Source organism: Neoalteromonas facilis, assembly GCF_002807665.1.
Taxonomy (GTDB): Bacteria; Pseudomonadota; Gammaproteobacteria; order Enterobacterales; family Alteromonadaceae; genus Alteromonas_E; species Alteromonas_E facilis.
The window spans coordinates 175,295-199,033 of the sequence record NZ_PEAY01000003.1; the positions used below are offsets into that span (position 1 = coordinate 175,295).

17 protein-coding genes are annotated in these 23,739 nt (G+C 44.8%); 8 read left to right on the plus strand and 9 right to left on the minus strand.

The genetic code is table 11. The features are described 5' to 3' along the window. Positions 1–139: 139 nt before the first annotated feature. Complete coding sequence (locus CSH93_RS09215; protein ID WP_100642961.1) at positions 140–1,876, minus strand: diguanylate cyclase; 1,737 nt, start codon at positions 1,874–1,876, stop codon at positions 140–142. Positions 1,877–1,987: 111 nt separating this feature from the next. Beyond that, positions 1,988–2,731 (minus strand): SDR family NAD(P)-dependent oxidoreductase, encoded by a 744-nt coding sequence (locus CSH93_RS09220; RefSeq protein WP_100642962.1) that lies wholly within the window; start codon positions 2,729–2,731, stop codon positions 1,988–1,990. A gap of 290 nt (positions 2,732–3,021) precedes the next feature. Between CSH93_RS09220 and CSH93_RS09225 the strand changes: the two genes are divergently transcribed. Next, positions 3,022–5,433, plus strand: coding sequence for a methyl-accepting chemotaxis protein (locus tag CSH93_RS09225; protein ID WP_164078335.1), 2,412 nt, complete (start codon positions 3,022–3,024; stop codon positions 5,431–5,433). A 135-nt stretch (positions 5,434–5,568) separates the two neighbouring features. On the opposite strand, the gene CSH93_RS09230 is transcribed toward CSH93_RS09225, so the two are convergent. Further along, entirely contained in the window at positions 5,569–7,089 is a 1,521-nt protein-coding gene (locus CSH93_RS09230; RefSeq protein WP_240615554.1) for a S10 family peptidase, read from the minus strand. 273 nt (positions 7,090–7,362) lie between these two features. On the opposite strand from CSH93_RS09230, the gene CSH93_RS09235 reads away from it, so the two are divergent. The 3 genes from CSH93_RS09235 to CSH93_RS09245 are packed head-to-tail and all read left to right on the plus strand — an operon-like array spanning position 7,363 to position 10,204. Next, positions 7,363–8,520 carry an NAD(P) transhydrogenase subunit alpha gene (locus CSH93_RS09235; protein ID WP_100642964.1) on the plus strand — a complete coding sequence of 386 codons (1,158 nt, stop codon included), beginning with the start codon at positions 7,363–7,365 and terminating at the stop codon, positions 8,518–8,520. A gap of 1 nt (position 8,521) precedes the next feature. Next, positions 8,522–8,803: an NAD(P) transhydrogenase subunit alpha part 2 gene (locus tag CSH93_RS09240; RefSeq protein WP_100642965.1), complete on the plus strand. Its 282-nt coding sequence runs from the start codon at positions 8,522–8,524 to the stop codon at positions 8,801–8,803. A gap of 15 nt (positions 8,804–8,818) precedes the next feature. Next, complete coding sequence (locus CSH93_RS09245; RefSeq protein WP_100642966.1) at positions 8,819–10,204, plus strand: NAD(P)(+) transhydrogenase (Re/Si-specific) subunit beta; 1,386 nt, start codon at positions 8,819–8,821, stop codon at positions 10,202–10,204. A gap of 49 nt (positions 10,205–10,253) precedes the next feature. Here CSH93_RS09245 and CSH93_RS09250 read toward each other — a convergent pair whose 3' ends face one another. Genes CSH93_RS09250 through CSH93_RS09265 form a run of 4 tightly spaced genes read right to left on the minus strand, consistent with a single transcriptional unit; the run spans position 10,254 to position 14,836 of the window. Then, positions 10,254–11,477 (minus strand): ABC transporter permease, encoded by a 1,224-nt coding sequence (locus CSH93_RS09250; RefSeq protein ID WP_100642967.1) that lies wholly within the window; start codon positions 11,475–11,477, stop codon positions 10,254–10,256. 15 nt (positions 11,478–11,492) lie between these two features. Then, on the minus strand, positions 11,493–12,803 hold the full coding sequence (locus CSH93_RS09255; RefSeq protein ID WP_100642968.1) for an ABC transporter permease: 1,311 nt from the start codon (positions 12,801–12,803) through the stop codon (positions 11,493–11,495). An 11-nt stretch (positions 12,804–12,814) separates the two neighbouring features. Then, the gene (locus CSH93_RS09260; RefSeq protein ID WP_100642969.1) at positions 12,815–13,516 is read right to left on the minus strand and encodes an ABC transporter ATP-binding protein; all 702 of its coding nucleotides are present in this window, start codon (positions 13,514–13,516) and stop codon (positions 12,815–12,817) included. Between the two features lie 21 nt (positions 13,517–13,537). After that, the gene (locus CSH93_RS09265) at positions 13,538–14,836 is read right to left on the minus strand and encodes an efflux RND transporter periplasmic adaptor subunit (protein ID WP_100642970.1); all 1,299 of its coding nucleotides are present in this window, start codon (positions 14,834–14,836) and stop codon (positions 13,538–13,540) included. A 221-nt stretch (positions 14,837–15,057) separates the two neighbouring features. On the opposite strand from CSH93_RS09265, the gene CSH93_RS09270 reads away from it, so the two are divergent. From CSH93_RS09270 to CSH93_RS09280, 3 genes are all read left to right on the plus strand, one after another. Then, the gene (locus CSH93_RS09270) at positions 15,058–15,897 is read left to right on the plus strand and encodes an HDOD domain-containing protein (protein WP_100642971.1); all 840 of its coding nucleotides are present in this window, start codon (positions 15,058–15,060) and stop codon (positions 15,895–15,897) included. Positions 15,898–16,006: 109 nt separating this feature from the next. Next, a complete protein-coding gene (locus tag CSH93_RS09275) occupies positions 16,007–16,669 on the plus strand; it encodes a type 2 periplasmic-binding domain-containing protein (RefSeq protein WP_100642972.1) in 663 nt (220 codons plus the stop codon). Between the two features lie 69 nt (positions 16,670–16,738). After that, entirely contained in the window at positions 16,739–17,530 is a 792-nt protein-coding gene (locus tag CSH93_RS09280; protein ID WP_100642973.1) for a type 2 periplasmic-binding domain-containing protein, read from the plus strand. 11 nt (positions 17,531–17,541) lie between these two features. Here the strand turns inward: CSH93_RS09280 and CSH93_RS09285 are convergent, their stop codons facing one another. Both CSH93_RS09285 and CSH93_RS09290 read right to left on the minus strand, forming a co-directional pair. Next, complete coding sequence (locus CSH93_RS09285; RefSeq protein ID WP_164078336.1) at positions 17,542–18,474, minus strand: GAF domain-containing protein; 933 nt, start codon at positions 18,472–18,474, stop codon at positions 17,542–17,544. 238 nt (positions 18,475–18,712) lie between these two features. Next, on the minus strand, positions 18,713–22,018 hold the full coding sequence (locus tag CSH93_RS09290; protein ID WP_100642975.1) for a PKD domain-containing protein: 3,306 nt from the start codon (positions 22,016–22,018) through the stop codon (positions 18,713–18,715). A 341-nt stretch (positions 22,019–22,359) separates the two neighbouring features. Between CSH93_RS09290 and CSH93_RS09295 the strand changes: the two genes are divergently transcribed. Continuing rightward, positions 22,360–23,550, plus strand: coding sequence for a trypsin-like serine protease (locus tag CSH93_RS09295; protein WP_100642976.1), 1,191 nt, complete (start codon positions 22,360–22,362; stop codon positions 23,548–23,550). The last annotated feature ends 189 nt before the right edge of the window (positions 23,551–23,739 follow it).

Consider the following 23,739-nt stretch of genomic DNA (forward strand, 5'->3'; position numbering starts at 1 on the left):
TCTCGCAACGAAACTCCATACTTCGTGTTGAGCTTGCTCAATAGGGAGCGGGGGCCTAGCGGTTAAAGCGGTTCTCACGCCCGTATGCAGCATTGAGGCAAGTATCAATGGATTGTGGTTACAGTCTACTGCGAAATAGCTAACTAGCAGTATAAACTTGATTCCGCCCCGTATTTTTAACTTGATATAAGGCCTTATCAGCGGCATTAATCATTTGTTCAAAGTCATTTGATTTAATGTCTCTATTGCCAAACTGTCCTGATGCCGTGCCACACACACCAAAACTGGCGGTAAACTGGATAGGCTCTTTACCGTCATTTTCAACACTTGAGCGTTCTATCAGTTGGCGTAGCCTTTCGGCATGTTGCATCGCCTGAGTTTCATCGGTATCGGGTAGCATTAGCAAAAACTCTTCACCACCCCAACGCGATAAAATGTCACTCTTGCGGGCACCATGCTCTAGCAATGATGCGACACTGCGTAACACTTCATCACCAATGGCATGGCCATGTTCATCGTTGATAGCTTTAAAATAATCGATGTCGATCAACACAACTGATACATTTCGTTTGGCTCTGACATGCTGATGCCATATCGGGTAGGCAAGATGCTCAAAGCCTCTGCGATTGTTCAAACCAGTAAGTGAATCAAGCCGAGCGCTCTGTTCAGCCACTCGCTTTTCAACTTCGGCTAAACGAAAGCGCTGGGCTAACAAGAATGCGAGGAATATGGCTTCAAATGCCATTCCAACTTCTATCAATTTGAAAGTGAAGTCATTGTAAGGCAGCAAACCCGCAACGGCGGCTGTTGATATACATATGCATACTGCTGCGGTTACGGAGCACAGCAAAAACAGCTTTGCGGCAGGTACGTTGTTTTTCAGCGCTTGATAGCCCATTGCGATGAACAGTATGGCAAAGCTGGTGTTCAACAGGAACGCGAGTAACAGTGCCAGAGTTAAACTGTTGATGACTGCGCCAAGTCCCATTCCAATGGGGATTATGATCGTAACCCAACGTGTAAAACTATCGAGCCTGGGCGCGTAATCTTTGGTGTTCAATAGCGCTCTGGCAAAATGCAGTCCTGCAATGGAGTAGGTGATCATCAAGGAGATATCGAGCCAATCTTGGAAATACGGCCCCCAATCCGGCGTGATCCATGTATGCAACTGACCTGTGTATGACAGGCTGTTAACCACAAACCCTATTAGATACAACGCGTATAGCCCATACTCTTTATGTTTAATACTGAAGAATATGATGAGGTTGTACATGGCAAGAGCCATCATGATCCCGTACAGAAAGCCATACTGGTAGCTACTGGAAATATCGCGTTTTACCGCTAAATCAGCCTTTGAAATCCTAAGCGGAATAGCCATAGGGCCAACGCTCTCAACTCTAAGGTAAAGTACCGTTTCTCCTGTGGGAATAGGCGACTCAAACGCAAAATAGCGATATTGCATAGGCCGTTGTTGGTACGGGGTACCATCACCACCGGTGATATGCTTGATCACTTTTCCTTCATGTACCAGCCAAGCATCTATTTGGTCTAGCCATGGTGTTTCAATGCTGACTCGGTAAAGGCTGTCTGATTGCTTTTCTGTATATAGTCGAGTTTTAAGCCACACCGGGTCAACGCTGATACCCAGTGATATGGACTGACTGTTTCCAAGGTTCAACGGGCGAGAATTAAAATGCTCAATGGCTTGTTCTATCGAGAGTCGTTTCTCTGACTCTTGAAAGTAGTTGGTAAATTTACCTGCGGTAATGGCGGGTTGGTGCTCTAAGTTAATATATGGCTGAGCGATTCCGCAGATTGGAAAAACAATCGTAAACAACAAAACGATGTATAGACGAATGGAAAAGTCGGTACGCATATTTCAACTACACCATGCACACTAACATCCACTGTAACGTGCCAGTTACTCATAAGGTTAAAAGTATAAACTAATTGTGTTCAGGTAAACACCAACCGTGACAATTACTCGTTATTGGGCAGTATAACCTCCATCAACGGCGTGTAAGCTACCTGTGATGAATTTCGCGTCGTCACTTAATAGAAAGCCGACGAGAGCCGCTACGTCTTCCGGCTGGCCTAATTTTCCCAGCGGTTGTAATGAAGCTTCTTCCTGCAGTACAAGCTGTTTATCAGCACCACTTTGTTGCACGTATTTATCAATCGCATTGTGAAACAGTGGCGTTTCAATGGTACCTGGGCATACGGCATTTACGCGAATGTTGTCACCGGCGTAGTCTAGAGCTGTTGTTTTAGCGATGGAGGCAAGGGCAGACTTAGTTAAGCCATACGCAAATGAATTTTGCTTACCCACGAATGATTGGTCCGAACCCATCAGTATTATTGCGCCTTTTTGCTGCGCTTTCATACTAGGAAGGACAGCTTGGATTGAGGCATAGGCACCTTTAACGTTAACGGCAAAGATCGCATCCAACATATCTTCGCTAGTCTCTTCTATAGTCGCCGACAAATGCCTACCAGCATTGCACACCAATCGATCAATATGGCCACTCTGAGCAACAATTGTTGATATCGCTTGGTGAACTGCAGTGACGTTAGAAACATCACACTTAATCCAAGTGGCGTTTGGAACAGAACATTCAAAGTCTTGTAGATCGAGGTTATAAACGTGTGCACCAGCCTGACTCTGTTGCTCAGCAATTGCCAGTCCAATGCCCATGCTGCCGCCGGTTATGATTGTTGTTATTGGTTTCATTGTGGTCCTAATTTTAAATGTATTTACGTCAAACTCGACATTTCGTTTGTGTTTAGATTAACGAATTAAAATGACTGATAACATCAGATGCACCCCGATCTCAGGCATTATACCTGCGAGTAAACGCCAATGTAGAAAATAAGCTGGAGAAAGATTGCAGCGCAAATTTTGAGGTTCTCAAAATAAATATCGATATTTATTGAAGTTAAATTTTTTGTACGGTCTACACTTAGAAAAGCAACGATCCAAGCATTTGATTTATGGTTATTTTGCCCAAAGGAATATTGGTTATGAAGCTGTTTCGTTTTAATTCTGCAGACAAAAATAAAAGCGGGAGCGTTAACGCTCCTGATTTCAACCCATTTGGGCAATCAACGGCCAGTGGTAAATTGTCCGATACAAGAACTCTTTTAGTCAGCGATATTTCGCCATCGTTAAGCCAACTATTAAATATCAGTGCGATAACTTCTGTTTCGCTGCGCACGCTGTTTCCAAACCACATAACCAATATTACTGATGCTATCGCAAAGGCTAACGCCAACACGTCGAGTTCAGTTACCGTCATTGGTGCTTCTTATTTGGCGAATAAATTGGTTCTGACATTTTTAAAGCAACAGCAGCAGGTGTGGATGGTCGCATCTGAATTGGTAGAAGAAAGTGTCTCTGAGCAGGCTAATCAAGGACTAGATAGCTCTGGAAAGCAACAGAGTAACGCCGAGTTATTGTCTCGTTATGATGGAATGGCTGTATGCGAGTTAGATCAGTCTGGCACAATTTCAAACGCGAGTTCGGCGTTTGCTAAATTATTAGGCAGCAGTAAGGAGGCAATCGATGGTAAACGAATGCTAGAGTTTGTCGATGTAAAAGCGACTGAGCATTATGGTGACGTTTTAAGCCTGCAAAATGTTGCTATGCAAAAGCGACAATCCGGCGCGTTGGCAATATCGGGGAGTGATGGGCAAAGACGTTGGCTACAGGTGGAATTGCAACCTGTAGACGATAGTGATAAGCCTTATGCATTGTTGATTGCCAGTGACATTAGTACGCAGAAGGAAAGACAGACGAATGCCGAAAGCCAAATTGACGCCATTTTGAAGTCTCAGGCTGTCATTGAATTCACGTTAGACGGCACAATCATTAGAGCGAATGACAATTTTCTTAACGCCCTTGGCTATCGGTTGGAAGAGATAGAAGGTAAACACCACCGCATCTTTTGTGAGCCCAGTTATGTCAATTCGTCTGAGTATCGCCGCTTTTGGGAAACGCTCGCAGCGGGAGAATTTTTTAGTGGGGAGTTTTGTCGGTATACCAAAGACAATCAGGCGGTTTGGATACAAGCAACCTATAACCCGATATTTGACGCGGCAGGCAAACCCATAAAAGTGGTGAAGTACGCCACCGACATCACCGAACAAAAGCAACGCAATGCATTTTTTGAATCACAAATAGATGCCATAAGAAAATCCAATGCCGTTATAGAGTTTGATTTAGACGGCAAGATCCTCGATGCAAATGACGCGTTTTTATCGGTAATGGGGTATTCGATAGACGACATTCGCGGCCAGCATCACAAAATCTTTGTGGATACGGACTATAGTCGCTCAGAGGATTATAAAACGTTTTGGAAAACCCTCAGAGGCGGGCAGTTTTTAGCGGGTGAATATAAGCGTATCGCACGCGGGGGGCGTGAAGTTTTTATCAATGCGTCATACAACCCTATTTTTGATTCATCTGGTAAGCCCGTGCGCGTGATCAAATATGCGACTGATGTGACAGCTAGAGTCCAGACGGTTAATACGGTCGAGAAGGCGCTGTCTGAGTTGGCACAAGGTAATCTCGATATCCATATCAGAGACACGTTTGATATAGCATTTGAACCCTTGAGAGAAGCGGTGAATAGAACTGCTCAACGTTTAGTCGATACCATCAATGGCATTACCCTAGCGGCGGATGGCGTGAGAGGCAGCGCCAGTGATATTGAACAGGGTAACAGAGATCTCAGCGCTCGCACTGAACAACAGGCATCTTCGTTAGAAGAGACATCCGCAAGTCTTACCGAAATGGCGTCTAACGTAAAAGAAAGCTCCGCGAACGTGAATGATGCGCTAGATAGTGCCCGTAAAATGATAGATATGGCGCAAGACAGCAAAGTCACAATTGCTGAAACAATATCAGCCATGGATGCGATCAAAAAATCGAGTGAAGAAGTACAGAAAATTGTTAATTCGATAGACGGGATTGCATTTCAAACAAATTTACTAGCACTGAATGCCGCAGTGGAAGCTGCACGAGCTGCAGAGCATGGTAGAGGGTTTAATGTGGTCGCAAGTGAAGTTCGCGTGTTAGCACAACGTTCAGCCAATGCAGCAAAGGAGATTAAGGCGTTAGTCGAAAAAAGTGCAGGTACTGTGGGTGAAGGCATAAAACTTGTCGAAGCCTCTGGTGAGGCGTTCAATAGCATGAATGAATTAATAGACACTATGAATAGGCACATGGAAGACATCTCAAATGCCGCGACTGAGCAAGCGACGGGAATTAATGAAATAAGTACTGCAGTAAATGAAATGGATCATGTGACTCAACAGAATGCGGCATTGGTTGAAGAGTCAACAGCAGCTAGCGATCAACTTGTTCAGGAAGCGAGTACGGTTTCAGATCTATTGTCGTTTTTCAGAGTGCCACAAAATGGTACTCGTCACTGATAACAATAGCTGTGGACTATTGTATTGAGCATTAATCAGTATGTGCTGATTCAAGCGAGCTTGATATAGATTTACTACCGGTGATTTAAAAAGGGAGCATTAGCTCCCTTTTTTATTTAGGTTTCAGAGAGTCCATTAGTTTTGTGCCAACTGCTGTTGAATAAATTGTCGCGTATCTTTAAGTAATGCTTGGCGAGCGGGCTCATGCACGTACATCATGTGGCCGCCATGATAGTAAAAGTAGTCAATTCTGTCGTTTTGAATGCCGTGTCGGTTCAAGGTGTATTCAGCATCAAAAAACGGTGTCACTAAATCATAGTAGCCCGAAGCAACCATAACATTGAGTGTTGGGTTGCTGCGCATAACAGAAGACAGAAGAGGGGCTGTATTGACGTAATGAGGCTCCCAAGATTGGCCCTCTGGAAGAGGACTCCAGCGCCACTTATCAGACAATTCAGGATCACTAGGGTTGAGATAACGACGTTTCCAATCAATGCCTAAATCATTTCTCATGTAGTGCATTAAAGCCGCTTTATACGCTGGGGAAATGGCTTCTGCTGCATCCTCTCTAGGCCCTGAAGCGACATCATCTTTTTCATCTTTCTGGTAGCGACTATCCAGCCTACCTACAGCAATGCCCTTATCTCGTAACAATTCTTTTGCAAAACGAAAGCCATTAATGCGCAGATTAACTCGCTCTATGTATTGCCGGCTCAGGCCGGTAAAGCGTTGTAGGCCTGCAACCACTTTTTCATGGGTTTCTTTATCAATCGTGTTTCCTTGGAATAGTGCAGGGAGTAGCTCAAGAGTCGCAAAGTCTCGGCTTTCTTGAATAAAGGCTTCAAAATTGCCTGAGTTATCAACTTTACCGTGATACCACGCTGTTGCGGCCATCGTCGGAATATACGTGATATAAGAAATAATGTTGTCGTCAATGTAGGGCGAAGAGCCTTGATAATCGAGCGCCTGAGAAACGAAAATGATACCGTTCACATTGATAACATGCTGATCGAGTAATACATAAGCCACAGCAGCAGCGCGCGTGGTGCCGAAGCTTTCGCCGAGCAAAAATACAGGCGAGTTCCAGCGGTTATTATCAGTTAGCCATTGCGCAATAAAGGCAGCCATTGAATTGGCATCTTCCTTTAACCCCCAAAACGATTCTTTAGGCGTATCACCTAAGGCGCGAGAATAGCCAGTGCCGACAGGATCAACAAACACCATGTCAGTGATGTCGAGTATGGTTTCAGGCGCATCAGCAATCGTGTAAGGGCCAGCACCGGGATGATCGGCATCACTTGGCACAACGATGCGCTTGGGACCATAACCTCCCATGTGTAACCAATTCGAGGAAGAGCCAGGACCACCATTCCAAATAAACGTAACAGGGCGTTCTTGTTTACTTTTTACAAGATAATCAAAGGAGAAAATAGCAGCGGTAGGTTTCTCATTCAGATCACGCAAATAGGTTTCACCTGCGGCGACCTTATAGGTTAAGGATTTTCCGTTAAACGACCCTTTTTGCTCACTGGAAAAATGGGTTGCTGGTGGCGTGACCGTTTCTGTTTGGTTTTCTTTATTTTCTTCAGCAATAAGTGATGCAGATACAAAACAATAAAGAAGCGGAATAAACAACAAAGTATGGCGCGTTTTCAAGAGCTGGTTTCCTTTATGTGCACTTGTGATCACAAAAGACTAGCACATAAAAGCTCGTTATGAATATTCGGTTAACGAGATAAAAATGCCCTTTAGGCCTTGTCAGCTGTGGGGTTACGTAAAGAGTAATCATTACATCACTAAAAGTTATATTGTTCTAAATGATTATACGATTAATTTATCATGATCATTTGTATAAAGAATGTGCAGTGGTATGACCAATATGATGTGCTAATAGGCCTGATAACGCTGACAACTATCACGCGGGGACACATGAAATTTGTTGTTTTAAACGAATCAATGCAGAGTGATTGGTTCGATAAGATAGATAGGCGCTGCGCTATCACGCCGGCTTCAGTTAAGAAATTGGTGCGTTTGGGTGTCCATGTTGCATTTGAATCCGGTGCAGGTCTTATGGCTGGTTATAAAGATGATTTATACATTGAGGCGGGAGCTAACGTTTTTGATGATGCAGAAAGTGCACTAAAACAAGCCGATGTATTGCTTACAGTAAACGCACCCAATGAAAAGACTGTCAAAATGTTGCCTTCGACCTCTACGGTAATTGGGCACCTCGACCCGTTTTTCCAACAAGCATTAATAGAGACGATCTCTGCATCGGGCATAACCTCAATTTCCGTAGAAATGATACCGCGTTCATCTCGAGCGCAAAAAATGGATGCCTTGAGCTCGCAAGCCAGCCTTGCAGGCTACGTTATGGTGATGCAAGCGGCGAATCACTATGGCTGCATTCTTCCGATGATGATGACTCCGTCCGGCACCATCAAGCCCGCCAAGGTATTTATTATTGGAGCTGGCGTCGCTGGTTTGCAAGCCATTGCCACCGCGAAACGTCTGGGTGCAAGTGTAACGGCTTACGATACTCGGGATGTTGTTGCAGAGCAGGTCGAATCATTGGGGGCCAAATTTCTCAAGATTGATTTGGGGGATACGGGTCAAACAAAAGACGGCTATGCCAATGAACTCACTGAAGCACAGAAACAATTGCAACAGGACGGTCAGAAGGCTGCGATTATTGAATCCGACATCGTGATCACTACTGCTCAGCTGTTTGGCAGGCGCCCACCAAGACTTATTTCAGCAGATGTTGTTGCGAAGATGAAGCCGGGCAGCGTGATTGTTGATATGGCCGCGCAAAATGGCGGCAATGTTGAAGGTTCAGTTGCCGGAGAAACGGTGAGTGTTAATGGCGTCTTTATTGTGGGTAATGGTGACTGGCCACAATATGTAGCGCGGGCTGCTACTGATATGTACGCCAACAATCTTTATAACCTGATAGAAGAATTTTATTCGCCAGAGTCGGGCTCATTAATATTGAGTGAGGATGATGATATTGCAAATGGTTGCGTGATTACGCAAGGCGGCAGTATCACCAATGACATGCTATTAAACGCCTACAGAGGAAACTGACATGGACATAATTTATTTGCTTTTTATTGTCGTTTTGGCGGCGTTTTTGGGCTTTGAATTGATACGTAAAGTACCTGCAACTCTGCATACGCCTTTGATGTCTGGCGCGAATGCTATCTCTGGCATCACATTAGTCGGTGCGATGGTCTCAGCGGGGTCTGAACAGCAGTTGCTCACCACTATCTTGGGTACTGCAGCGGTAACCTTAGCAACAATTAATGTTGTGGGTGGTTATTGGGTAACCGATCGCATGCTTGGCATGTTCAAGAAAAAAGACAGTTAACAGGGAGCGTATCAAATGAATACCACCATGCTATTGGTCAATGTGGCGTATATCATCGCTGCCATCCTGTTTATATCAGGTTTGAAGTTGCTGAGTCATCCGTCTACCGCTAGAAAAGGTAATACAGTTTCCGCTCTCGGCATGTTGCTTGCGGTTGTTGTAACCCTCACCGATCAAAACATTATCAGTTATCACTTTATTTTAGGCGGAGTGGTTGTCGGGTCTGCAATCGGTATTTGGGCGGCGCGTACCGTTCAGATGACCGCGATGCCGCAAATGGTTTCGCTATTCAATGGGTTTGGAGGTGCTGCTTCGCTATTACTTGCGTGGGCTGTCGTTGCAGAACTGGAGCCTGGAAGCGATGGAAGTGCGCTATTTTTATTGCTGTCTTTACTCTTTACCCTAATCGTAGGCGCAATCACTTTTTCGGGGTCACTCATTGCGTGGGCAAAATTAGGCGAAAGAATTACGACCAAAGCCGTTGTATTTAAAGGTCTCCGTGAACTGAGTATCTTGCATATTTTGGGTTTAGTGGTCGTTGGCTATTTGTTTGTAACCGAACCCCATCAACCGCTGTGGTTATGGCTATCCATTGCGCTGGCACTTAGCTTTGGTTTTTGGGCCACTATTTCCATCGGCGGCGCTGACATGCCGGTGGTGATTGCGTTACTAAACAGCTACTCAGGCATTGCTGCAGCCTCTGCTGGACTTGCCGTTAACAATACAATTTTGATTGTGACCGGTCTATTGGTCGGCGCCTCGGGTCTTATATTGACCAATATTATGTGCAAAGCCATGAACCGTTCTTTGATGAACGTGTTGCTGTCAGGCTTTGCGACACCGGTTGAAAATACGGCTCAAATTGAAGGCGAAATTAGACCGCTATCGGCACAAGACGCGTTTTATGTGCTTGAAGCATCACAGTCAGTGTTGGTAGTGCCTGGTTATGGCATGGCAGTAGCACAAGCACAACATGCGATAAGAGAACTTCAAAACCTGCTGGAAGAGAATGGCGCTACCGTTGAGTACGCAATCCACCCAGTCGCGGGCAGGATGCCGGGACATATGAATGTATTGTTGGCTGAAGCCGATGTTCCCTACGACCTATTGATGGAAATGGATGACGTTAATCCGCGCATGCAAAACTATGATGTGGTCATCGTAATCGGCGCTAATGACGTGGTTAATCCAGCTGCAAAAGAAATGAAGGGCAGTCCAATTTACGGTATGCCGGTGATAGAAGCACATCGCGCGAAAACCGTTTTTGTTCTCAAGCGCTCAGCCAATGCGGGTTTTGCCGGTGTTGATAATCCGTTGTTCTTCAAAGAAAACACCCGCATGATATTGGGTGATGCCAAGGAGTCCATCAATACAATGGTCAAGGCTTTCAGTGATGACTAAAGGGTGGAAAGCAAAAAAGGCTTATCAAATGATAAGCCTTTTAGATAGTTTAAAGTGAGCGTGTCGCGGTAGCAGGCGTAATTGATGATGCCCTCGTTGCTGGCCCCAATACCGCTAGCTGACCCACAATGACTAAGGTGATGATGCCAACTGGGATGTAGAACCATTCCAGAGGAGAAAGGCTGAACCAATCCACTAAAAGCATATTCAGTCCGATTGTGAGTATGGTACCGAGCGCAACGCCACATAAACTGATCATGCCATTCTCAATCATAAAGTAACGCTTAATCGCCGTTTTACTGGCACCTAACGCACGTTTAGTGCCGATTTGCTTGGTGCGTTTTTGCACGCTAAAACTGGCTAAACCGACGATACCCAAAGCGGTTATTAAGGTTAAACACACGATCACGGTCAACAATATCTTGATCATTGCATTGTGTTGTCGATAACTACGTTCACGCGTTTCTGTCAGCGTACTAAGGCTGCGAATAATGCGCCCACTTGCTCGAGCGGCTAACATCTCTTCGATTTCAGGCATCAATTGATCGCGCATGCCGTCTTCTGTGCGAATGAAATAGCGTACAGATTGGAACGACAGATTTTCCGGTGACAGCATAGCGTTCTCTAGATTTCGCCAGCCGACCCAGGGAGCTTGCAGTTGGTCGATAACGCCAATGACTGTCATAGGTTCATCATCACCGATATATACGGTTTTACCGAGCGACGCTTCAGGCGACTCAAATAATGATTCAGCCAATGCTTGGGTGATGATTACAGTATCAGGCCAATCTGGTTGTGAAGGGCCGCGCCAGCGAATTTCATTCGGCGTAAAGTTACGGCCAGCAACCAACTCAAGATCCAGTGTGTTTAACCCGTGCTCGTCAACCATGTAAACAGCGGTTCCGGTGCCTTCGATATCCGGGCCCGCCTCAGTGGCTAACGACATCGACCAGCCACCGCCGCTGATAGGGATTGCGTTGAGCTGTATGGCATCAACGACACCTGGAACAGCCCGCAGCGCGATTAAATCTTCAATCGCGGTTGCTTTTGCGTCATAGTCAGTACCATAACCTGTGCTGGTCAAATAGAAGCTATTTTCTTCATCCAGTCCGCTTTCTCGCTGCATCATGGTGTCACGCTCAATGACAATCGATACACTGTTGATGACAATGGTCATGGTGACGGCGATTTGCAGGGCGATAAGAATTGCCCCCACTTTGTTACGTAACAACGCTCGCCACATTGGGCCTAACTCTAAGTGTGAAATATTCATAATGAGTTTCCTTTGTTACGATTTAAGTTGAGCTGCGGGAGCAATAGAGCAAGCGCGCCACGTTGGATAGAGCCCAGCAAGAATGCTACTGATAAGGGCAAGCAAGAATGCGAAGGCAATCATGGTGATATCCAGTTTGACCAAATTCCGCATAAAATCGCCGTACAACAGCTTGATCCCTTCAAGTCCAACGATGGCAAATACGATCCCTAACACTCCGCCGAGTAAACCGATACAAGCGGTTTCAATGATATGTTGGGTAAATATGTCCTGACGCGAAGCGCCAATCGCTCTGCGTAATCCTATTTCTGGCGCTTTACGAGAAAATTTAGCCAATAGCAAACCAACGGTATTCACTAGGCACACAAACAAGAACATGAACGCTAGCCACAACATGATTTGTGCATCATCAGCAACCACCTCTTCATTCTCAAGCCATTCCATAACATTTGATAGACGGTTGTTAAGCGGTCTTTCAAAGCGACCTAACAGTTTTTGTTCTTCGACGTAACTGTTCAAAAATGTCATGTAGGCATCTTTATCTTGCTGAGTTGGGAGTTCTGCCCAAAACTGATAGTTCACACACTCGGAGTTTAAAAACGCCTGAAAGCCTTCGCCTTCTGGGGATTTCCAGCAGTTAGTATTGCCGCCGGTACTGAGCTCTAATTCTTGTTTAAAGTAAAACGGCATAAACACGTCTTCGATGTCATTGAAGGCTCCAACAGTGACGTCGTAATAACGTGGAACAGGTTGCCATTCATCGAGTACACCAACCACTTGGAAGTCATTGTCGGCAATTCGAATGTTGCGACCGACTGAGTTTTCGCCGCCAAATATGCGTTCGTTTAACGCCTTACTGAGCACAACTACATAGTTACGGTTGTAGTCGTCATCTTCCGTCCAACCTGAGCCATATAGAAACGGCGTTTCAAACATTGGGAAGAAATCGGCAAACCCTAATCGCAGTGTGCCTAAAAAAGGTCGAATATCGGGATCGTTTGGCTCGATTACCGCGGATGAACTCGCAGTAGCCGTCTGCCTAAATGCAGCTTTAGCTTGCATTAAGTTTGTGGCGTCTCGCCATGTCACCTGATCGGGCGGCTCGTTGGGCTCTCTTGCCGGTTGATGAGGACTCCAACTGTCTAATTGCACATAATAAAGTTGATCGCTTTTATGTGGGATTGGGTTAGACGACATAAGGTAATTAACCGTGACAACTGACACACTGGCGCCAATCCCTAGCGCAATTGCCACAATCATCAATGCACTAAGGATGTAATTACGTCTCATACTGGCAAAGCCGAGACGAAGATAATATGCAAACATGGTGAAGGCTCCTAAACGGCAATCTTGGTGGCGACAGTTTCTTCGGCGATGCCTTCGCTGACGCGGCCATCGCGCACGAAAATATTGCGTTTGGCTTGCTGCGCAAGGTGAGGATCGTGCGTGACCATAACGATAGTTGTGCCATTGCGGTTAATTTCGCCTAACAGCTCCATGACCGATTGCGCCATTTTGGTGTCTAAATTACCGGTCGGTTCGTCGGCGAGTAGAAAGCGTGGTTCGCCCGCAAGAGCTCGCGCAATCGCAACACGCTGTTGCTGCCCGCCTGAAAGTTGAGAGGGCAGGTGCTTCATGCGTTTGGCCAAACCCACCATATCCAAGCTTTGTTCAATACGTCTTTTTCGTTCGGCGCTTGTAAATCTGCGATAGCGCAGAGGGACATCGACATTGTCGAATAAATTCAGCTCAGGGATAAGGTTGAAGTTTTGAAAGATAAAGCCAATTTTTTCATTACGCACTTGGCTGCGCTTTTTGTCGTTCAAGTTACTCACGTCTTCGCCGTCGAGGGTGTAGCTGCCACCGTTAAAGGTTTCCAGCAGACCGGCAATGTTGAGGAAGGTCGTCTTGCCTGAACCAGACGGACCTGTGACAGCAACAAAGTCACCCTCATCTACGGTTAGGTTAAAATCGCGCAGCGCGTGCGTTTGTACACTATCAGTGACAAAGGTTTTGGTTAGATTATGCATTGTTAACATGGGTATTCCTTACTCTTAGTCTTATTGAGTGATGAGCACAGTCTCTGCGCCGTTAAATTGATCGGTAGATGAAATTATGATTTGCTCGCCTTCATTAAGGCCTTGCGCGATTTCTACCGCGGCTAAACTGCGAGCGCCGGTTTTAATTGAAATACGCTCGGCAACATTGTCACGCACACGATAGGCGATACGACCTGCGCCAGATTCTAAGAATTGACCGCGCTGGACGAGTAATACATCAGGTTTGTTTTCCATAAGGATACGTGTGGTGAGGCGTTGGTTTTGACGCAGCCCTGAAGGCTTTTGTACGGTATCCCCAGTCAGTGTTGTGGCGGTAAATCGCACCCGTCCAGTAACCTGATTGTTTTCGATCTCAGGCGAAATGGTTACTAGCTGCGCAGGGTGCGATTCACCATTGATTGCAACTTCAGCCGGCATACCGATAGCCAAATCATCGGCGTAGCTCTCTGGAATATCGACTTCAAGTTCAAATTCGGTTAAATCGACCACACTCAACAATACTTGGTTGTCGGCGACCTGATTTTTCTGTTCGACGGCTAGGTTACCGACAATGCCATTAACGGGGGACGTGATCGTCAGTTCATTAACCTGACGTTCAAGATCAGACACTAACAAGCGCTGTCGATCGACCTTCAGTTCTCGACTGCGTATTTCAAATGCCAGACTCTCTGCGTTTAGCTCAGCATCTTGCACGGCATGTTGATGCACTAGTTGAGCGTTTTGCAGGTCATCCTTGGCTTTCTCATGGTCAATTGAGCTGATCGATTGGGTTTCATATGCTTTTTCAGCGCGTCGCTTTTCTCTGTCAGCTGCGATTAACGCAACTTTGGCAATATCAACAGCCTTCTGATTTTCAAGCATACTTTTCTTGGCACTGATGCGCTCACGCGACAATGCTGTTTCATTGTCTTCTAGAACTGCTCGTTCTTGGCTGAGTTGGTTGGTCAGTTCAGGGCTATCTATCGTCGCCAGTGTTTGACCTAACGATACGGTATCACCTGCTTCAACGTGCAGGGTAATGGTGCCGCCTGCGGGGCTATACAGGGTAGGGCTAACCGCCGCAACTACTCGGCCTTGCACTGAAAGGTCTCTTTGTAGATCACCGCGCGTAACCGTCGCAATACGCACTCTATCAAGTGGTACTGTCGCGCCGGACTGGCTCCACGCACTGATTGCCGGCGACATGTAGTAGAAAATAAAAAGGAGCAGAAGCACGCTTGCACCACTGATCATCCATGTTTTGTGTTTTCGCTTCGGCACAATGACTTCATCTTGCGCACTGGTATCTTCAATCTTCATAAATAGTCGCCTGAGTTAAACAATCAGAAGCTAAGTCGAAGCAAAATTTGAAAAAGTTTAAATGTGAGGAAAATTAATTAATAACCGGCTGATACAGGCTGAACAGTTAAATGGGGAAGTTTTAGCATCTAGCGTTACTGAAATTTCAGTTAATTTTCACAGGAACACAGAGTTAATGGTGCTATTATTTAAGAAACCCTTTGATGTGAAACTGAGCTAAATTGGAAACAGAAAAAAACGCCCTGTTACAAACGCTTGTCGATAAAATCAACAACGATACACTGGTTTTGCCTACATTACCGGCAATAGCTATGCGTGTGCGAGAGACCGCACAAGATCCGGATGTGAATCTGAATAAAATGGCAGATGTAATCGCATTGGATCCGTCACTTAGCGCGAGAATAATTAAGCTGGCAAACAGTGCATTATATGCGCGTAGCGTTAAGGCAGAGACTGTTACTCAGGCGGTTAATCGAATTGGACTAGTGCAAATTAAAAACAATGCAATGGCATTAGCCATGGAGCAATTGTTTTTAAGTAGCAACGAAGTGATTAAAAAGTATATCGACCAGATTTGGGAACGCACTGTGAACGTAGTAGCGCATGCACTGCCATTGTTTGAAGATTACAAGCGCACGCATCGTTCTTCTCCAATGGACGCCGATGTGATGACATTGGCGCTGTTATTGCACAATATCGGCGTGTTGCCTATATTGACAGAGGCCGAGCGTATGGGCTCTAACGCGATCAACTCCTCGTTTCTTAATTTAGCGATTCAAAAGCTTTCAGGACAAATTGGCGGCGCTATCACGCGCGAGTGGGACTTTGATGAGGGCGTCATACAGGTAGCCGAATCTTGGCGAAACCTACATGTGCAAAATGATGCGATTAGTTATGTTGATTTTGTTCGATTAGGAGCCGTTGCTGCTGGCTATATGAAGAGCAAAAAGGCAGTAATACTGCAACTTTCGGCGAAAAAGTCTCTTTTAGATTCACCTGAATATTTGGAGTCAGGGGACTACTTACAACGAGTGGAAGAGAAAAGGGCGCTGTTTGAATAGTGCTTAAAGCACCATAATCATTGTTTGCCTTAGTGGCTATCGTATTATGCAAATGTATTGGACTCCTTCTGCTAAACTTATTGCTACGGTTTTTTAACGAACTCTATTCATGAGAAAAGCAGCCCTATTTAGTATATTGATTATCGTAAGCTGTATGGCCGTGCCGGTTCACGGACAGAAGGGTATAGATGTCATTTCAATAGAGTATCCACCGTTTACAACATTACAAAGAGAAGATGGTGGGCTCGCATTTCAATTGTTACAACAAAAGACGAGCGACGCTAGCATAAAATGGAGGCCTCTATTTGTTCCGCCTGCTCGCGCCGCAAAATTGGTTCACGAAGGAAATTGGTGTGCGAGCTTTTACCCTGTATCAAATAACGATAATGTGCGGTCGATTGTGCTGTCTGACAGTGACGTGCGTTTAGGGCTAGTGCGTAAAGCTACTGACCACGAGTTTGCCTGGGAAAGTTTAGATGAACTTGAGGGCGGGATCCTAGCAACTTTGAGAACCAGAGTTGATTCACCGTTTATACAGCAATTTACAGACGCTGGTATTACGGTTGTTTTTGTAGAGTCTATTGCATCAGCCATTCAAATGGTGTTGCTGAACAGAGTAGATATGGCCCTTAGTGACGATCTTACGTTTTCCAATATGGAATTAGAGAATAAAAAACAACTAGATTTTTCAGAGACTTATTTGTTGAAAACACCTATTGTGGTTTATTTAAATGAAGGCTGCACCGAGTCTTTTGGTCAAATCTTGCATTGACCACAAAGTGGTTAAAACGAACTGAAATAAACTCGGGCTTGAGCTCATCATGGATATTTAGTACAAACAATGAAAGTACAGGAAATTAAAAGCGAATACGTTATCCACGTTCTCAAAACATTAGTCTTTATTTTGGGCGTATGCTTTGTGGCCAATGCATATGCACAAGATACGGATACTGAAACTCGGTATATCTACACGTATCACAATAAGCCTCCGTTTATTGTTGATTTGAACTTGAAAACCGGCCTTTACTTTGATTTAGCAGAATACCTCAGTAGTAAAGATCCCAAGCGACAATATATTACCGAGTACGTGCCGCGAAAAAGTTTAGACAGGCTAATTGAGTCAAAGCGACTTGACGGGATCGTGGTTGGTGTTAATCCTCTATGGTTCAATGATCCAGAAGAATCTCGATTCTTGTGGCTTCCAGGCATTTATCATGATCGCGACGAGTTTGTCTCATTGCCGTCAACCCCGTTTGAATATAATGGTCAGGATGCCTACAACGGGAAAAGTGTAGCGGCGGTTGATGGCTTTTATTACGTTGGTATTAATGAGGCGGTAGCAGAACGCTATTTAGACAGAATAAATACAATAGGAGAAAAGCAGGTACTTGAACTGGTTGCTAAAAAAAGAGCCGACTTCGGTATCGTCAGCGCGTCCTTTTACGCCTATCTACAAAGTATAGATGCCATTAAACAGGACTTTCACTTGTCAGAAAATCCACATGATAGTTTTATGAGAAGGGCTTTTGTACTGCAATCGGAGGCTGCTTTGCATTCTGATCTCAATAGCATTATGACGTCTATAGCATCTGATGAAGAGTGGTTAAACATTTTACAAAAATATCAAAAGTAATCGTTTGGGTATTACGTATCACTATTTAAATGGGCAAACGCCTTTAATACCAACTCGTTGATATCTTCTTCTTGCTGACTCGACGCTATTCCTACAAGTAATTCAATATGCTTTAGTAAGCCGGCTGCAGACAACAACTGCTCTATGTTTTCCACAATACGCTGTGCAATATCTCGTACACTCTTTTCATTCATATTGGTGAACAGTGCGACAAAACCTAAATTTGAATAGCGACCGACAATATCTGAACTACGAAGATTCATTTTAAACGAGTGTCCGACCGTTCTGACGGCGGTTTTATAGGCTGATGGTGTGGATTGTGGGTCGAGGTCGCCACCTAAATGCAAAAATAACACAGTAGCCGGTATGTTTTTATGCTGCGCAAATTTGAGGGCCAAGCCACCTAATTCCAAAAATCCTTCTTTTGAAGATAAGTTCGTTTCGTCATCAATGGAGGATGCGTTTCCCTCTAATAGTTCGAGTTCAACGATGCTTGCTAAATCAGATAAGCATGCATGCTCTTCAACGGTTAACGTTCTTTCACGTTTATCAATAATACACAGTGTACCCAGTTTGCTGCCATTCGGATGAACGAGAGGGTGCCCAGCATAAAATCGAATATTGGGCTCACCAGTGACCAGTGGATTTTCTTGAAAGCGAGCGTCTAAGCTTGCGTTGTTAACGACCATGGTACCGTCTTGTTGAATGGCATGCGCGCAAAATGAAATGTCACGCTCGGTTTCATCGACATTCATTCCAACCCTGGATTTAAACCATTGTCGCTCTGCGTCTATCAAACTGATAAGTACGGTCGGCACATTGATCAGTCTACTGGCTAATTTGGTAATACGGTCAAAGCGCTCTTCCGTAGGAGTATCCAGCACATTCAACGATTGAAGTGTCTTAAGGCGCTCATTTTCAGATTTATCAGCTTTTGCATTCACGTGTTTACTTCCGACGAATATCACTGGCGATGACCGCTTCGTGCTATCACTCGCGAATTGTTATGGTTAATGTTAATACGCTTGTTGCTGCGTTTTGGAGCACATTTTTGTTTTGTTGCATCACAATAATAGAAGATATTTTAGACGCCTGTGAAATTAATTAGGCGGTTAACAATACTCGTAAGCAGCAAGCGCAAGAACTGGGCAACTTTGTTGCTCAGCCCTTGTAATCAGCTACCTATAATGCTATGAGCCGTCTGCGACAATACACTATCATGCTTAAAGCTAATAACATCAAATGTGTTGAGCTGCCGCCACTGCTGTCCCCAGAGTTACTACCAGGAGGAGGCGGAGTAATAACGCTAAAAGTGAGACTACTGGTTGTTACCGCGCCAAGATCATCCGTTACGGCAACACTGAATGTATAGCTTCCTGCTGCCAGAGTGCCAAGCGTGATACTGGCTTGTGTATTGTCCGGAATTGAAACTGATGCGCCACTGGTTTGACTCCATTCCAGTTCAACAATTTCTCCATCGTTATCAGTCGCATTGGCGCGCAGCGTGATCGATTGTGACGTTGTAGGCGCGCTTGGGTTAACACTGGTAGAGACAACCGGTGCTTGGTTTTGATTTACAACGACATTGACTGACTGTGTCGTTGAAGCGCCTCGGGGATCTGTCGCGGTCAGTTCAAACTCATAGCTGCCAGGGCTAAGACCATTCACTTGTGTGGAAGCACTATTGGGCGTGACAATTTCTACGTCACTGCCATTTGAAGTGCTCCACTGCAGGGTAAGCGCTTCGTCTTCCGGATCTGTGACCTCTGCACTGAGCGAGAAAATACGGGTTTCAACGATGTCTTCAGGAGAAACACTGATTTCGCTTATTAGGGGGGCCTGATTTTCTTGGACGACAAGGGTGTCGGTTTCAGTTACTGAATTACCCTCTTCATCGAATACCGAAATGGTTATGGGGTATTCTCCAATCTCTAAACCTGGAATAGTAAATGTTGCGGTACTGGCCGTTACATCAAAACTGGCTGCGCCATACACTTCGATGATATCGTCGCCTTGCTGCGTTGTTCCAACAATAATCTCTAGTGTGGGCGTTGCCCAATTGATATTTTGATCTCTATCGCTAACCGTTATGACTATGTGGGCGTCATCACCAATAATAACGGTTTTGCCAGTAATATTTTCAATGGCTGGAGGGATGACCTCAGGTACTACAGAATATTCCAGTAGTTGAGGTAAATAGCCTGAATCAGTAACCTCTATCTGTAACATTAACGGCGTGACACCTTCGACGATGGGGGCTTTACCTGAAAACTGAATGGTCGTTTGATTGCCAAAGTCGGTTTGGGCAAACGATTGAGCATACTCAAAGTCAGTCATTTGTGGTGTAGACGCTTGGGTAACCGTGACATTGTCCGATTCACTCAGTCCCATCACGACAAATTCGCCACTTACTGATTCTAATTCAATTAAGAAAGGTGAATTACTGAAATAGTAGGTTAAGAGCTCAGGCAGTTCTCCTTGGGGATCTAAGTAGATAGTGTTGAAAACGTCATAGTTTTCAAAAGCCGTGTTAACGATTCGGATGGGCAAGTCAAATGGGTTGCGTTGGTCAGTATCGCTCAAAAGACTGGATATAACGTCAACATTTTCTTTTAACGTTATGTCTATATTACGCTCTTCACCACTCCCCGTTACTTGATAATCAAACCATGTGTCAGCTTCGCTAATAGCATCGACAATGTCTGCTGTGCCACCATTTTCAGTAAGCGCTATGGCTAACTTGATATCACTGTTGTCAGTGTTGGGGTTAGACAGCGTAAGCGTGATGCTTTGCTGGTCGTTAGGGTTGAAGAGGTTGAGTATCGTGGTGTCTGGGTACAAATAGTCACTATTAGTGCCATCTGATTGGTAATTGAGGCTTGTTTCTCCTACTAGTGCGTAACTCGGTGTGCCGCTTTCGTCTACAAAGCGCGCGAAAACACAGGTGTTGTCAGCATACTCACTGAATCTGTCAAAGGTAAGCTGATTGTTGGCTGTCGCTAGTGAGTTCTCAAATTGACCTCGCGAGGTATAATTATAAAACGTGCAATTGTAGGATAGAATTCGGTAGTCTGTTGCACCTTCTACCGTGGGCCAACTTAATGTGAATTCGCCATTTTGAGCGACAATCTGAGTCAAGGATTGCATTCTGCTATAGGAATCTAGTCGAGCAGTGGCAACGGCAGTCATGCGTGTTGAACGACTACCATCTGCGGCGTCTTGTTCAGCATCACTTTTACCCATCGGCGTTTCATTGAATAATATGTCTGGGCTTGAATAAACGGCTTCATCCGAACAGTTCACACTATCACCTATTTCTCTGCAACTGCTGCCATAGGCCATGGTGGTATAGAAGTCTCCTTCAGGCTCTATGTAGCCATAGGGGATGTGAAAATCTATTTGAGAACCGCCACCAATGCTACCGCCTGATAGTGTGAGCCTGTCATGGCGCAGCCCCAAATTATGGCCGACTTCGTGAGCATAGGTACCGTTGCCTAAGCAAACTAAGCGTGAATATCCTGCGAGAGCATTGAAACTAGTGAAGTCATATTGGTTGGTGGATGAGATGGTGTTACCGTAATAGGCTCTGCCACATACCTGTGTATCTTGTGCGCCAATAAAATGGACCATGTCAGCTTTATATCTGTCTTTTAGGCGTTTAATTTTCTCGCTACTCCACATCCAACTTAAAATGCTAGATGAATCCTCGGTCGGGAAACCTTCAGAGGGCGCGTCACTGACCGGCAATATGCCAACAATGTTATGGGTTACTCCCACAGATGAACGTTCAAAAACCGAGTTTATAAGGGCATCAGCAGATGCTATGCGGGCAAGTAAATCATAACTAGAGACATTGTCTTCATTGACATATGCTCCTAAAATCCTCGGGTCATATATCAGTAATACATCCAGAGAGCCGTGGGATTCAGGCTCATTCATGCTGCCCACAGTCGTTGTTTGGTTTCCGCCCGTGATATCATTTGGATTAACAATATGTTTAAGGTTTATTGGTTCAGGCAAAGCTTTGATTGACGCTTTAGGAATTTCCAATGGGTCCGATTGTAATTCAATGGCTTTTCGTACAGTGGTTTGCCCATTTCGCTCGACAATTTCCAATTTGGGTTGATTGGGTAATTTAATCACCGTTAGTGTTGTACTATCAGTTGAAACAATATGCCCGACGTTGTGCAGCATACCTGTCGCTGGTGATATCATCTCTAGTCTATAAAACCCTTTGTCGGGCTTACTATTTTCCGCGACTTGCAGAGAATGAAAGTCGCCATTAATAGACAGTTCTAAAGGTTGGCTAGGAGAGAACTGTTGTTGATTGATTAAATCACTAAATAACGTCGAACGAGATAATTCGACAGAATTAGCGACAGCGAGTGTATCGCTATCAAATTCAATTAAGATTTTTTCTATTGCGTGTGCGTAATGCGTTGTGAGCAACGCTAAACCGATCATCCATCCTTTGCCTAATACCTTCATATTGATTCCTTGTAGATCTATTTCGCAACTCAGGATATCAGGATAGTACAGTCTTGAAGGGCGTAGGAGATAAAATTTGTATTGTTTCCGCGATGTTATTACATCCAGCGTTACTCAGAGATGCGGTTTAACCTTTATTAAATGTAAAAAATTCCGACACTGATCTTCGTAACTGTATGAATTTCGTTAAACTTTTAAATTGGTTGTTTTTTATTCGGATTTTGGTCTTTGCTATTCAATCCTTCTGGGTATATTATTTTTGGTGTTGTATGAATTACAACCACATAAAACAATAAACAACAGCATTTCACAACGCATGAAATGTGGAATAAGGAAGTAACATGAAGAAGTTATTCAAGTCTCTACTGATGACGACTGTGGCCAGTGCCGTCAGCTTAAACCTATCAGCAACAGAAATCTTAGATGGTATCGAAAGTGCCCCAAACTTAGTGACAGTAGGTGCACCGGATGATCCGTTATATGCGAATGCGGGTGACAACCTCCGCAATGGTGTTGGTTCTATTTTTATTCAATTCAGTGACGGTGGTGGTTTTATCTGTACTGCAAGCGCGATCAGTAAAACACACATCTTAACTGCGGCGCATTGTGTGCGTAACGCTGGATCATCGTTAACGCGTCTTCGTTTTGTACTTACCGCAGGCTTAGATTCACCAATGATTTTAGACGCAAGTTCATTCGCTGTTCACCCTTGGTATGACGCGTTGAACCCATACTTAGGCGCTTTTGCTCACGGTGATATTGCCGTTGTTGAATTGGCGGAGCCTTTACCGGATGAGATCGAAACCTATGAGCTATACAGAACGCCAGATGAGTTTGGTTCGGAAACTCGCCACTATGGTCACGGCCGCTCAGGTAAGGGTAATAAAGGCGCAACCGGTGATGCGGATTTCTTCTACGCTAGAACGGGTTTAAATCAATATGAAGAAGTGTTAGAGCCTTTCTTGGGTACAGGCATTGAAGATCAGTTATTGCATGATTTTGACAGTGGCGGTCGTAAGCACAATGCAATGGAATGGTGGTTCTCATCGGTATTTGTGTGCGGTAATGAAAATGGCACAAATCCCGGTCAAGCGCGTGACGGCAAGTGTATGTCGAAAAAAGATGGTAGCCATCCTGACTTTAAAGGGTACGGCGCGCTTGAAACAGGCGTAGCGCCGGGTGATTCAGGTGGTCCTGGCTTCATCAATGGTAAGATTGCAGGTGTTCATTCATTTGGATTTACGCACGGTTGTGACAGTATTTCTAACGGAACAGACTTCACTTGTGGGTTAGATAGCTCATTTGGAGAAATGTCAGGAGATACGCGTGTTTCCTATCATGCTGGCTGGGTAGATGCAGCTGTTTCAGGTGCTTTCCCATCAACGTCTATTCCAGAGGCTATGGCACCTGAGAGCAATGCTACTGATAACGCACAAGCATCTGAAGTATCAGCATTGGTCGGTGAGAAAGCTCGTTTCTTCGTTGAGAACGTTGTTTCTGGACAAATGAGCGGGAAAGCCAAAGTTCAATAACTTGATACGCTTTCTCAAGACTAAAAGAGAATTTAAAACGACAGCTTAGGCTGTCGTTTTTTTTAAACGCTAAAGTGGTCTCAGGCCGCGCTGAAAGGGAATATGTAGCCTATAACTACCAAGGGATTGCATTTAATATGTTAATCAAGTGTAAATCTCATGCTGGCATTGAATGCCCACATGATTATT